Here is a 13,367-nt window from a genome sequence, read left to right as displayed (position 1 = left end):
CTATCAAAAAGTAGAATATTAAGAGAATATAGAAAGAGATTTCATGAAACAATTTTTAGAACGGGCCAGTATTTTGGCTCTCTCCCTCGTTTTGATTACCTCCTTTTCCATCTCGAGTGCCCTGCCGGCCATGTTTGACTATTATCAAGGTTATCCTAAGGAACAAATTGAGCTCTTGGCGAGCTTGCCATCCTTTGGAATCATGATTATGTTACTACTAAATGGTTTATTAGAAAAAATATTTCCTGAGCGATTACAGATTAGTTTGGGATTGTTGATTTTATCACTGAGTGGGACGGCTCCCTTCTGGTATCAAGCCTATCCTTTTGTCTTTGGAACACGGATTCTTTTTGGCTTGGGAGTTGGGATGATCAATGCCAAGGCCATTTCTATTATCAGTGAACGCTATCAAGGAAAAACGCGAATTCAGATGCTAGGGCTACGCGGTTCTGCAGAGGTCGTTGGGGCTTCTCTCATTACCTTGGCAGTCGGCCAATTGTTGGCCTTCGGTTGGACAGCTACCTTCCTAGCCTATAGTGCTGGATTTTTGGTGCTGACCCTCTATCTGCTCTTTGTCCCTTATGGAAAAGAAAAGAAAGAAGTCAAGAAAAAAACGAAGGAAGCAAGTCGCTTAACTCGGGAAATGAAGGGCTTGATTTTTATCCTAGCTATCGAAGCGGCGGTTGTAGTTTGTACCAATACGGCTATTACCATCCGTATTCCAAGTTTGATGGTGGAAAGAGGACTGGGAGATGCCCAGTTATCTAGTTTTGTTCTTAGTGTCATGCAGTTAATCGGGATTGTGGCTGGTGTGAGTTTCTCTTTCTTGATTTCTATCTTTAAAGAGAAACTGCTCCTCTGGTCTGGTATTACCTTTGGCTTAGGGCAAATTGTGATTGCCCTGTCTCCATCCTTGTGGGTTGTAGTAGCAGGAAGTATTCTGGCTGGTTTTGCCTACAGTGTAGCCTTGACAACGATCTTTCAACTTGTCTCTGAAAGAATTCCAGCTAAACTCCTCAATCAAGCAACCTCATTTGCGGTTTTAGGCTGTAGTTTTGGAGCCTTTACGACTCCATTTGTTCTAGGGGCAATTGGATTACTAACTCACAATGGGATGCTGGTTTTTGCCATCTTAGGATCCTGGTTGATTGTAACCTCTATTTTTGTCATGTACCTACTTCAAAAGAGAGCTTAGGATTGATTCTTAAGTTTTTCTTTTTTGAAATTTTGTACCCAGACAATATTTATTTTAGACCCTTGTTTACAGATTATTTTCTTGATAAAATAGAAATTATGACAAGATATAAAGCAACTATTTCCTATGATGGTTACGCCTTTGCTGGCTTTCAGCGCCAGCCTCATGCGCGGAGCGTTCAGGAAGAAATTGAAAAAACCTTGGCTAGATTGAATAAGGGGCAAGCCATTACCGTTCACGGTGCTGGTAGGACTGATAGTGGGGTTCATGCTTTGGGACAGGTGCTTCATTTTGACTTGCCCTATCAAATGGATGAGGAGAAACTTCGCTTTGCTCTGGATACCCAGTCTCCTGAAGATATTGATGTGATTTCAATTGAGCTTGTGGCGGATGATTTTCATTGCCGTTATGCTAAGCACAGTAAGACCTATGAGTTTATCGTGGATAGGGGCCACCCTAAAAATCCTATGCGCCGTCACTATGCCACCCACTTTCCTTATCCGCTTGATGTGGAACGGATGCGGGAGGCTATCAAAAAATTAGAGGGAACCCATGATTTCACCGGCTTTACAGCCTCTGGGACTAGTGTAGAGGATAAGGTTCGCACCATCACAGAAGCTAGTCTTAGGGTTGATGAGACAGGCCAGTTTTTGACCTTTACCTTTTCAGGAAATGGTTTCTTGTATAAGCAGATTCGTAATATGGTGGGGACACTGCTTAAAATCGGCAATAACCGCATGCCAGTAGAGCAGATTGACCTCATCTTGGAGAAAAAGGACAGGCAGCTTGCAGGTCCCACTGCAGCACCAAATGGTTTATATTTAAAGGAGATTCGTTATGAAGAATAATCGTATTTTAGCACTTTCTGGAAATGATATTTTTAGTGGTGGTGGTTTGTCAGCTGATTTGGCTACTTATACCTTGAACGGCTTGCATGGCTTTGTAGCAGTGACTTGTTTGACAGCCTTGACGGAAAAGGGCTTTGAAGTCTTTCCAACTGACGATACCATTTTTCAACATGAATTAGATAGCTTGCGTGATGTGGAGTTTGGGGGGATTAAGATTGGTCTTCTACCAACTGTCAGTGTGGCTGAGAAGGCCTTGGACTTTATCAAGCAATGCCCAGGAGTGCCTGTGGTTCTGGACCCTGTCTTGGTCTGCAAGGAAACACACGACGTAGCTGTAAGTGAACTCTGTCAAGAGTTGATTCGCTTTTTCCCTTATGTCAGTGTGATTACGCCTAATCTTCCTGAAGCAGAATTATTGACTGGTCAGGAAATCAAAACCTTGGAAGACATGAAAGCTGCAGCGCAGAAATTGCATGAATTAGGAGCGCCAGCAGTCATTATCAAGGGAGGCAATCGCCTTAGTCAGGACAAGGCTGTAGATGTCTTTTATGATGGACAAAACTTTACAGTCCTAGAAAATCCTGTCATTCAAGGGCAAAATGCTGGTGCAGGTTGTACCTTTGCCTCTAGCATTGCCAGTCACTTGGTTAAAGGTGATGAACTTTTACCAGCAGTAGAAAGCTCTAAGGATTTCGTTTATCGTTCTATTGCACAAGCAGATCAGTATGGAGTAAGACAATATGAAGCAAACCAAAACAACTAAAATCGCCCTTGTATCCCTCTTAACCGCCCTCTCTGTGGTTCTAGGTTATTTCTTAAAAATTCCAACACCGACAGGCATTTTAACTCTTTTAGATGCGGGTGTCTTCTTTACGGCCTTCTACTTTGGTAGTCGTGAAGGGGCTGTAGTAGGAGGACTAGCAGGTTTCTTGATTGACCTCTTATCAGGCTATCCTCAGTGGATGTTCTTTAGCTTGGTCAACCATGGCTTGCAGGGATTTTTCGCAGGATTTAAAGGAAAAACTCAGTGGTTAGGCCTTATCTTAGCAACGATTGCCATGGTAGGGGGTTACGCCTTGGGCTCTACATTGATGAATGGCTGGGCTGCAGCTCTACCAGAAATTTTACCAAATTTCATGCAAAATATGGTAGGGATGATTGTAGGATTTATCCTTAGTCAAAGTATCAAGAAGATTAAGTAATGAGGCTGAGTCAAAAGTCTTTCAAATAAGAAAAACGCATAGTATCAGGTGTTGAAAAACCTTGATACTATGCGTTTTATTGTGGGAAGATTTTATACTCTTCGAAAATCTCTTCAAACCGCGTCAACGTCGCCTTACCGTAGATATATGTAACTGACTTCGTCAGTCTTATCTACAACCTCAAAGCAGTGCTTTGAGCAACCTGCGGCTAGTTTCCTAGTTTGCTCTTTGATTTTCATTGAGTATTAGATGAATTTTAATCAAAATAAAGCAAGTCTTTGCTGGTGCTTGTAAAGAGGTCGAAGCCATCCTTGGTAACAACACCACAGTCTTCGATACGGACACCAACCTTACCAGGGATATAGATACCTGGTTCAACAGAGAAGCACATGCCTTCTTCGATGACCATGTCGTTTCCTTCCATGATAGATGGAAATTCGTGTACATCCATACCGATACCATGACCAAGACGGTGGTTGAAGTACTCGCCGTAACCAGCTTTTTCAATGACCTCACGGGCAGCGCGATCCACTTCATGGGCAGTCACACCTGGTTTGATAAAGTCAAGAGCAGCCTGTTGGGCTTCAAGAGTCAAGTTATAGATATCTTTCTTGAATTGGTCTGGCTTACCGACAGCGACTGTACGAGTCATGTCTGATGCATAGCCGTTGACCAGAACCCCTAGGTCAAAGAGGAGAAGAGCATCATTTTCAACTTTGTTTGCTGCTGGAATACCGTGTGGATTTGCAGCATTATCACCAGTCAAGACCATGGTATCAAAGCTCATTTCATAGCCTTCACGTTTCATGGCAAAGTCAATTTGAGCAATGATATCTGTCTCTGTCTTATCAAGAGAAATATTATCAAAACCAACTTTTACAGCTTTATCAGCATAGAGACCTGCAACCATCATTTTTTGCACTTCGTCAGCTGATTTGATGAGGCGCATGCGTTGGATACGAGGAGTGAGGTTTTCAAACTCAGCAGTTTCAAAGACTATTTTCAAGCCATGATATTTTGTCAAGATGAGATTGTCAAACTCAACAGCGACACGTTTGAAGTCAAGTTGTGGAAGAGCATCTTTCATTTTTTGCCATGGATTTTCAGAATCCACATAGCCCACAACTGGGAAGGAAACAGTGCTGCTTGCACGCTCAACCTCAAGGGCTGGGACAAAGAGGAGAGGTTCCTGATCTGCCAGGACAAAAAGGAACATTTGGCGTTCATGGGGATCACTGTAAAAACCAGTGAGGTAATTAATTGTGACGGGGTCAGATACGACAGCGACGTCTAGTTTTTCTGATTCAAGATATGTTACGATTTGTTGTAATTTAGACATATGCTACCTTCTTTCTACCCCTCTATTTTTGCAAAAAATGAGAGAAAATGCAAGGGAGAAGGGTAAAAGAAAAGATAAAAAGAACTCCGATAAGATAACGGAGCTCTTTGATATAAATTCCATTTGTTTAAGAAAAGTCAGCCTTGCTTTTGACGTCGCTGTATTCTTCAGCAATTTCTTGGCTGAGAATATCTTCATAGGCAGGGAGTTGGATGTCCTGACCATATTTCTTCTTGAGAGCAGTCGTGACTAGGCGATAAGCTAGATTGGCATTACGAGAGAGGATAGGCCCGTGGAAGTAGGAACCAAAGACATTCTTGTAATGAACTCCTTCGCCGACCTTTTCTTCGTTATTTCCATTTCCATAGACAACCTGTCCCAGTGGTTTTTGATCATCTGAGAGGAAGGTACGGCCCTGATGATTCTCAAATCCATAGTAGGTTTCATTGAAATCTTCATTATGAATCTTGATGTCACCGATAAAACGATTATTGGTCTGGTTGAGGGTGTAGTGGCCCATGACCCCTAGTCCTTCGATACGTCTCCCTGAAGCTTCAACATAATATTGCCCCAATAGTTGGAAACCACCACAGATAGCCAGAACCACACCGTCGTTTTGGATGTAGTTGTCAATGCTCTCTTTTTTAGCAGGTAGGTCGTCTGCAATAATACTTTGTTCAAAGTCTTGACCGCCACCGAAAAAGGCGATGTCGTAGTGATTTTCGTCAAAGTCATCATGGAGAGAAACGATGTCAACGGTCACATGGGCCCCTAGTTTTTCAGCCACATACTTGAGCATGAGGATGTTACCGTTATCCCCATAGGTATTCATGAGGTTTCCGTAGAGGTGGGCAATGTTGAGCTGATAAGGGTAATTGCCAGCTTTTGAGGAAAGTGAAGTATAAACCATTAGTTCATCTCCTTTCTAACAATCTGACGACTAGCCAGCAGTTCGCGGAATTCTAACATAGCAGTGTAGGTAGCAAGGATATAGGCATGCTTGCAGTCTTGATTCTCAATTGTTTTAAGAACTTGTTCCAGACTACTTGTTTCAGTTATTTTCTCAGCTGGATAGCCTGTCACTCGGAGACGACGAGCGATTTCAGAATGGCGAACACCGCCAGCGTTGATTTCGGGAATGTCCATGTCAGTGATTTGTTCAAAATCAGCATCCCAGATCCAGCTGGTGTCAATTCCATCTGCATAGTTGGCATTTAGGAGGACAGATAGGCTAAATGGATAAGGAGCTAGTTTAATCATCTCGATAGCTTGGGTCGCACCGACTGGATTTTTAATCAAGACGAGGGTGCATTCCTTGTCACCGATATGGAAGGTTTCCTGGCGTCCAAAGACAGCACGACTCTTATCAAATCCCTGCTTGATTAGTTGGGAATCTGCGCCGAGGAAACGGGCGATAGCCACAGCAGCTAGGGCGTTGTAGATGTTGTAAAGTCCACCGATTTGGATGCCGTATTCTTGGCCGTCAATGACAAAGCGAGAGCGATTGTTGGTTAACTCAACTAGTTCTGTCAAGCGATAGTCGAGATCAGGACGTTTACATCCACAACCTTCACAGATATAGGCACCCAAGTTTGCATAAGTATTGTGCTCATATTTGAGGATGCCTTGGCAGTCAGGGCAGAGGATTCCTTCGGTATTATAGTGAGCCAGCTGAGCTGGACCTTTCTCCAAGTCAAAACCAAAATACTGTACAGGATTTGGAATAGCTGGCTTGTAGAAAAGTGGACTGTCTCCATTAAGAAGAACAGTGGCAGTAGGCACCTTACGAATGGCATCCAAAATCATCTTGTAAGTTGTGTAAATCTCACCATAGCGGTCCATCTGGTCACGGAAAATATTAGTAATAACAAATAAGCTTGGCTTGATGTAGTCACAGATACGAGATAGACTGGCTTCGTCGATTTCTAGGACGGCAATATTTTTCCCAGTTTTAGAAGATTTGGCTGTTAAGAAGGTTGTCGCAATTCCTGTAATCATGTTGGCACCGCTTGGGTTGGTCAGAACTTGACCATAAACCTCTTTTAAAATGCCGACAGTGAGAGCAGTTGTCAAGGTTTTTCCGTTGGTTCCAGTCACTACGACAATCTCGTAGTTCTTAGCTAGGTTTTGTAAAATATCTTTATCGAATTGAAGGGCAAGTTTTCCTGGAAGCGTACTTCCACGGCCAAGACGGCTTAAAATGAAGTGGGAAGAACGCCCAGCAAGAAGGCCCAAAGTAGTTTTTAATTTCATGTTTCTATTATATCATAAAAGAAGGAAAAGACAGATTTGAGATTCCGCAGAAGTAAAAACAGCCCAAGGAGGGCTGTTCGATACGATTAAATCTCAACTTAAATCGCAAACAAGTCATTCAAGTTCTCAGCCAAGGTTGGGTGAGTGAAGATTTGTTTTGTGAAGTAAGTGTAAGGAATTTTGTTGTCCATAGCAACAGTGATGATGTTGATGATTTCTTGAGAACCTTCTGAGAAGATGCTTGCTCCAAGAATTTCTTTTGTTTCAGTATTAACAACAGCTTTGAAAGCTCCGCGAAGGTCTCCGTTTACGTGACCACGGGGCATTGCTGCAACAGGGATTTCTTTCACTGCGTATGGAAGTTTCAAATCAGCTGCTTGGCTTTCAGTCAAACCAACTTGTGAAAGTGCAGGTGTGATGAACATAGTATTTGGTACATTGAGACGGTCTTCAAGTGTGTAGCTGCCATCTCCAGCAAGGTAGCTGTAAACAACACGGAAGTCATCAAGTGAAATGTAAGTAAATTGAAGGCCACCGTTGACATCTCCAACTGCAAAGACACCAGGAACGTTTGTTTGACAATGTTTGTCTACTTTAATAGCACCACGTTCAGTTAGTTCAATATCTGTATTTTCAAGTTGAAGTGGTTCTACATTTGGTTTGCGTCCAGTTGCGTAAAGAAGGGCATCGAAACGGTAAGTTTCATTTTCAGTTACGACAAGGACTTGGTCACCGTCGTTTTTGATTTCAGTAGTACGGATATTTTGAAGCAATTCAATACCGTCTTCTTCCATGTATTGTTTAGCAAGAGCTGCGATGGAAGGTTCTGCACGAGGAAGGAAAGTATCCAAGGCATCTAGGACTGTAACCTTGCTTCCAAGTTTGTTGTATAGGCCGGCAAATTCAAGACCGATATTTCCACCACCAAGGACTCCAAGGTTTTCAGGTAATTTGTCCAAGTTTTGGATACCTGTTGAGTCAAAGACGTTTTTGCTTGTAGCAAGTCCAGGGATTGGCAAGACGTTTGAAACAGCACCAGTGTTGATGACGATTGTTTCAGCAGTCAGTTCTTTCTTTTCATCACCAGCTTGGATTTCGATGACTTTATTTGAAAGGAAGTGAGCTTCCGCATCAAAGATATCGACGCCTGTACCAGCAACAGTCGCATAGTTTTTACCGTTGAGGCGACTAGTGATAGTGTTTTTGGTAGCAATCACTTCTTCAAAAGACAAGTCTTTCTCAGCAGCAACCAGCAAAGTTTTAGTTGGGATACAACCGATGTTGATACAAGTTCCACCGTACATAGCTTTGCTACGTTCAACGAGGGCAACTTTTTTACCAGCTGAAGCCAATTTACCTGCTAGTGTTTTACCAGCTTTACCAAATCCGATAACGATTAAATCATAAGTTAACATTTAGAGTTCCTCCTATTCGAATTTCATTCTAGCACAAGAAAAAAACTTTTGCACAATTCTGCTACGCTTTAAAAAAGTTTATGAAATAGTGTAAATTTCAGCCTTATTTTATCAGAAAAATCGTTTACATGACATTATCGAAGGATTGGGCTATCTTTTGCTCTGGTCTTGTGTTATACTAGATAAGTTGCAAAGAAAACAGTACTTTTCTTTTGTGGAAAAGAAGCAACACGATTTTGTATCCAGTATATGAAAATACGTCATAAAAAGAAAAGTATAAACTAAGTCCTATAGGGTGGCTTCGCACCACCTTTAGAAAGAAGAATAACGTGAAATTTAATGAATTAAACTTGTCTGCTGATTTGCTAGCAGAGATTGAAAAAGCTGGTTTTGTAGAAGCCAGTCCTATCCAAGAACAAACTATTCCCTTGGCTCTTGAAGGCAAGGACGTTATCGGTCAAGCTCAGACTGGTACAGGAAAAACTGCAGCCTTTGGCTTGCCTACCCTTGAAAAAATCCGTACAGAAGAAGCGACCATCCAAGCTTTGGTTATCGCTCCAACACGTGAACTTGCTGTCCAAAGTCAAGAAGAACTCTTCCGATTTGGTCGTAGTAAGGGAGTCAAAGTACGCTCAGTATATGGCGGATCAAGCATTGAAAAACAAATTAAGGCTCTTAAATCTGGTGCCCATATCGTGGTGGGAACTCCAGGTCGCCTCTTGGACTTGATTAAACGCAAGGCCTTGAAATTACAAGATATTGAAACTCTTATCCTTGACGAAGCGGATGAAATGCTCAATATGGGCTTCCTAGAAGATATCGAAGCCATCATTTCTCGTGTCCCTGAAAACCGTCAAACTTTGCTTTTCTCAGCAACTATGCCAGATGCCATCAAACGTATCGGTGTTCAGTTTATGAAAGAACCTGAGCATGTCAAGATTGCTGCTAAGGAATTGACAACAGAATTGGTTGACCAATACTATATCCGAGTTAAGGAACAAGAAAAATTTGATACCATGACTCGTCTTATGGATGTGGAACAGCCTGAGCTTGCTATCGTATTTGGTCGTACAAAACGCCGTGTGGATGAACTGACTCGTGGTCTTAAAATCCGTGGCTTCCGTGCAGAAGGAATTCATGGCGACCTAGACCAAAACAAACGTCTTCGTGTCCTTCGTGACTTTAAAAATGGCAATCTTGATGTTTTGGTTGCGACAGACGTTGCAGCGCGTGGCTTGGATATTTCAGGTGTGACCCATGTCTATAACTACGATATTCCACAAGATCCTGAAAGCTATGTTCACCGTATCGGTCGTACAGGTCGTGCTGGTAAGTCAGGTCAGTCTATTACTTTCGTATCACCAAATGAAATGGGCTACCTCCAAATCATTGAAAACTTGACTAAGAAACGTATGAAAGGTCTCAAGCCTGCAAGTGCAGAAGAAGCCTTCCAAGCTAAAAAACAGGTAGCTCTCAAGAAAATCGAGCGTGATTTTAAAGATGAAACCATTCGTGCCAACTTTGAGAAATTTGGCAAGGATGCTCGTAAACTAGCTGCTGAATTTACTCCAGAAGAATTGGCAATGTATATCTTGAGTCTGACTGTTCAAGATCCAGATAGCCTTCCAGAAGTGGAGATTGCGCGTGAAAAACCACTGCCGTTTAAACCATCAGGTAATGGCTTCGGTGGTAAAGGCAAGGGAGGTCGTCGTGGAGATGACCGTCGTGATAATCGCCGAGGAGACAACCGTCGTGGTGGTCGTCGTGATGATTTCAAAAAAGGAAGTCGTAGCAACGATCGTTTCGATAAGGAAAAACGTTACCGTAAGGATAATAAAAAACCACGCAATACTTCAAGCGAAAAGAAAACAGGCTTTGTAATTCGTAACAAGGGCGATAAATAAGAAAAAGCGGTTCAAAATGAATCGCTTTTTTATATAAGGAGACCGAATGTAAAAGAAAGATAAATAAAATAGATATATTATCTTCTTGTAATATTATAATACACAAAAAAAGGGAGCTTGTCAATAGAAAAGAAGCAATTTAATTAAAAATATTCTTGTTTTTTTAAATTGCAATTAAATAAGCAATTTTCAGATAATAATTGAAAATTCAAGCTGTTTATGTTATAATGATAGCGATTATATTCGAGGTGAAAAATGGCACATTTATTAGAAAAAACTAGAAAAATTACTTCTATCCTGAAGCGCTCAGAGGAGCAGTTGCAGGAAGAACTTCCCTACAATGCAATTACCCGTCAATTGGCAGATATTATTGACTGTAACGCCTGTATCGTTAATAGCAAGGGACGTCTCCTTGGCTATTTTATGCGTTACAAAACCAATACAGATCGTGTAGAGCAATTCTTCCAAACTAAGATTTTCCCGGATGACTACATTCAAGGCGCGAACATGATCTACGATACAGAAGCCAATCTGACAGTTGATCATGATTTGAGTATTTTCCCTGTAGAGAGTCGTGCAGACTTTCCAGATGGTTTGACAACGATTGCACCGATTCATGTATCAGGGATTCGCCTTGGCTCTTTGATTATTTGGCGCAATGATAAAAAATTCGAAGACGAGGATTTGATCCTTGTTGAGATTGCGAGTACCGTTGTTGGAATTCAACTCCTTAATTTCCAACGTGAAGAAGATGAGAAAAATATTCGCCGCCGTACTGCTGTTACCATGGCGGTTAATACCCTTTCTTATTCCGAACTTCGTGCTGTTTCAGCAATTTTAGGGGAATTAGATGGAAATGAAGGGCAGTTGACTGCGTCTGTGATTGCAGACCGTATCGGAATCACCCGTTCTGTGATTGTCAATGCCCTTCGTAAACTTGAGTCGGCAGGGATTATTGAAAGTCGCTCACTTGGAATGAAGGGAACCTATCTTAAGGTCTTGATTTCAGATATTTTTGAAGAAGTGAAGAAAAGAGATTACTAATGACTAAGGCTTTAATTTCGATTGATTATACAGAAGATTTTGTTGCTGATAGTGGAAAATTGACAGCAGGCGCTCCAGCTCAGGCTATTGCGGAAGCTATTAGCAAGGTGACTCGACTAGCTTTTGAACGCGGAGATTATATCTTCTTTACCATTGATGCTCACGAAGAAAACGATTGTTTCCATCCAGAAAGTAAACTATTTCCTCCTCACAATTTGATTGGGACTAGTGGACGGAATTTATACGGAGATTTGGGGACCTTTTATCAAGAGCATGGTTCAGACAGTCGTGTCTTTTGGATGGATAAACGCCATTACTCAGCTTTTTCAGGGACTGACCTGGATATCCGTTTGAGAGAGCGGAGAGTGTCTACCGTTATCTTAACAGGTGTCTTGACGGATATCTGTGTCCTGCATACAGCTATAGATGCCTATAATCTAGGATATGACATCGAGATTGTTAAACCAGCTGTTGCTTCCATCTGGCCTGAAAATCATCAATTTGCCCTAGATCATTTCAAAAATACACTCGGAGCTAAGTTAGTAGATGAAAATCTAAATGAAATTTCAGAGTAACTTGGTTGATGAAATGAAAAAAATTGAAAAAAAGTGTTGACAAGCATCCCAAAAGTTGATATACTAGTAAAGTAATCGACGCGGGGATGGCGGAATTGGCAGACGCGCAGGACTAAGGATCCTGTGACCGCTTTAGGTCGTGAGGGTTCAAGTCCCTCTCTCCGCATAGGATAAGAGTTAGCTTAGGCTAGCTCTTTTTTTATCTAATTCAAGTAGAGCAAAAAATTTTTGCTCTTTTTTTGTATTTCATAAACATTTCATATTTGGATTTTATAATAGTCTTACAAATATGGAGGTGACGAATGAATCCAATCCAAAGAGCTTGGGCCTATGTCAGCAGAAAACGACTGAGAAGTTTTATTTTATTTCTGATTTTATTGGTCCTATTGGCTGGAATTTCAGCCTGTTTGACGCTGATGAAGTCCAACAAAACAGTGGAAACCAATCTTTACAAATCACTCAATACATCTTTTTCTATTAAGAAGATAGAAAATGGGCAGACCTTCAAGTTGTCAGACCTAACATCTGTCAGCAAGATTAAGGGGCTGGAAAATGTTTCTCCTGAACTCGAGACGATTGCAAAACTAAAAGACAAGGAAGCGGTGAGTGGCGAGCAGAGTGTGGAGCGTGATGATTTGTCAGCTGCAGACAAAAACTTGGTTAGCATAACGGCTCTTGAGGATTCATCTAAGGATGTGACCTTTACCAGCTCGGCTTTCAACTTAAAAGAAGGGCGACACCTTCAAAAAGGGGATTCCAAGAAAATCCTGATCCACGAAGAGTTGGCCAAGAAGAACGGTCTTTCTCTTCATGACAAGATTGGCTTGGATGCTGGTCAGTCCGAATCTGGTAAAGGGCAAATAGTAGAGTTTGAGATTGTCGGCATTTTTGCTGGTAAGAAACAAGAGAAATTTACAGGTTTGTCTTCTGACTTCAGTGAAAATCAGGTCTTTACAGACTATGAAAGTAGCCAGACCCTTCTGGGAAATAGTGAAGCTCAAGTCAGTGCAGCGCGCTTCTATGTAGAAAATCCTAAGGAAATGGACGGACTCATGAAGCAGGTGGAAAACTTGGCCTTGGAAAATCAAGGCTACCAAGTTGAGAAGGAAAACAAGGCCTTTGAACAAATCAAAGACTCAGTTGCAACCTTCCAAACCTTCCTAACCATCTTCCTTTATGGGATGTTGATAGCAGGAGCAGGGGCCTTAATTCTTGTTTTGTCTCTCTGGTTGAGAGAAAGGGTCTACGAAGTGGGAATTTTACTTGCACTTGGGAAAGGCAAGAGCTCGATCTTCCTACAATTCTGTTTAGAGGTAGTTTTGGTGTCGCTTGGAGCTTTGCTTCCAGCATTTGTTGCAGGAAATGCCATCACATCCTATCTACTCCAAACTCTACTAGCAAGTGGAGATCAGGCAGCCCTACAAGACACGCTAGCCAAAGCAAACAGTTTATCAACTAGTATCTTATCTTTTGCAGAATCCTATGTTTTTCTAGTTCTGCTTAGTTGCTTGTCTGTAGCCCTTTGTTTCCTATTTTTATTTAGAAAATCGCCTAAGGAAATTTTATCATCTATTAGTTAATACTCTTCGAAA

At 41.7% G+C, this 13,367-nt stretch carries 12 protein-coding genes and 1 tRNA gene; 9 read left to right on the top strand and 4 right to left on the bottom strand.

All coding sequences use genetic code 11. The features are described from left to right. Positions 1–43 precede the first annotated feature (43 nt). From JQ843_RS08500 to JQ843_RS08485, 4 genes are all read left to right on the top strand, one after another. Positions 44–1,195, top strand: coding sequence for an MFS transporter (locus JQ843_RS08500; RefSeq protein WP_203213393.1), 1,152 nt, complete (start codon positions 44–46; stop codon positions 1,193–1,195). A gap of 98 nt (positions 1,196–1,293) precedes the next feature. Further along, positions 1,294–2,043, top strand: coding sequence for a tRNA pseudouridine(38-40) synthase TruA (gene truA / locus JQ843_RS08495; RefSeq protein ID WP_203213392.1), 750 nt, complete (start codon positions 1,294–1,296; stop codon positions 2,041–2,043). Beyond that, positions 2,033–2,806, top strand: coding sequence for a bifunctional hydroxymethylpyrimidine kinase/phosphomethylpyrimidine kinase (locus JQ843_RS08490; RefSeq protein WP_000794766.1), 774 nt, complete (start codon positions 2,033–2,035; stop codon positions 2,804–2,806). Before truA ends, JQ843_RS08490 begins: the two co-directional genes overlap by 11 nt. Continuing rightward, positions 2,784–3,245 (top strand): ECF transporter S component, encoded by a 462-nt coding sequence (locus JQ843_RS08485; RefSeq protein ID WP_000814989.1) that lies wholly within the window; start codon positions 2,784–2,786, stop codon positions 3,243–3,245. The genes JQ843_RS08490 and JQ843_RS08485 overlap by 23 nt, the downstream gene beginning before the upstream one ends. A gap of 256 nt (positions 3,246–3,501) precedes the next feature. Here JQ843_RS08485 and JQ843_RS08480 read toward each other — a convergent pair whose 3' ends face one another. The 4 genes from JQ843_RS08480 to JQ843_RS08465 all read right to left on the bottom strand — a co-directional run bounded on the left by JQ843_RS08480 (position 3,502) and on the right by JQ843_RS08465 (position 8,252). Further along, entirely contained in the window at positions 3,502–4,584 is a 1,083-nt protein-coding gene (locus JQ843_RS08480) for a M24 family metallopeptidase (RefSeq protein WP_125852155.1), read from the bottom strand. 127 nt (positions 4,585–4,711) lie between these two features. Further along, positions 4,712–5,494 (bottom strand): lipid II isoglutaminyl synthase subunit GatD, encoded by a 783-nt coding sequence (gene gatD / locus JQ843_RS08475; protein WP_125386166.1) that lies wholly within the window; start codon positions 5,492–5,494, stop codon positions 4,712–4,714. Next, complete coding sequence (gene murT / locus JQ843_RS08470) at positions 5,494–6,837, bottom strand: lipid II isoglutaminyl synthase subunit MurT (RefSeq protein ID WP_203213391.1); 1,344 nt, start codon at positions 6,835–6,837, stop codon at positions 5,494–5,496. The genes gatD and murT overlap by 1 nt, the downstream gene beginning before the upstream one ends. A gap of 98 nt (positions 6,838–6,935) precedes the next feature. Then, positions 6,936–8,252: an FAD-containing oxidoreductase gene (locus tag JQ843_RS08465; protein WP_004255717.1), complete on the bottom strand. Its 1,317-nt coding sequence runs from the start codon at positions 8,250–8,252 to the stop codon at positions 6,936–6,938. A gap of 329 nt (positions 8,253–8,581) precedes the next feature. Between JQ843_RS08465 and cshA the strand changes: the two genes are divergently transcribed. The 5 genes from cshA (at position 8,582) to JQ843_RS08440 (ending at position 13,355) form a co-directional block, all read left to right on the top strand. Beyond that, the gene (gene cshA / locus JQ843_RS08460; RefSeq protein WP_049486848.1) at positions 8,582–10,156 is read left to right on the top strand and encodes a degradosome RNA helicase CshA; all 1,575 of its coding nucleotides are present in this window, start codon (positions 8,582–8,584) and stop codon (positions 10,154–10,156) included. Between the two features lie 255 nt (positions 10,157–10,411). Continuing rightward, positions 10,412–11,200 (top strand): GTP-sensing pleiotropic transcriptional regulator CodY, encoded by a 789-nt coding sequence (gene codY / locus JQ843_RS08455; protein ID WP_049486850.1) that lies wholly within the window; start codon positions 10,412–10,414, stop codon positions 11,198–11,200. After that, positions 11,200–11,775, top strand: a complete 576-nt coding sequence (locus JQ843_RS08450) for a cysteine hydrolase family protein (protein ID WP_049486851.1) — start codon at positions 11,200–11,202, stop codon at positions 11,773–11,775. The genes codY and JQ843_RS08450 overlap by 1 nt, the downstream gene beginning before the upstream one ends. Positions 11,776–11,855: 80 nt before the next feature. Next, positions 11,856–11,941 (top strand) — tRNA-Leu (locus tag JQ843_RS08445). A gap of 136 nt (positions 11,942–12,077) precedes the next feature. Beyond that, a complete protein-coding gene (locus JQ843_RS08440) occupies positions 12,078–13,355 on the top strand; it encodes an ABC transporter permease (RefSeq protein WP_203213390.1) in 1,278 nt (425 codons plus the stop codon). Positions 13,356–13,367: the final 12 nt, after the last annotated feature.

This window comes from Streptococcus mitis, assembly GCF_905187495.1.
GTDB lineage: Bacteria > Bacillota > Bacilli > Lactobacillales > Streptococcaceae > Streptococcus > Streptococcus mitis_CU.
The sequence above is the reverse complement of the archived record's forward strand: the minus strand, read 5'-3'. Positions and strand labels throughout refer to the sequence as shown.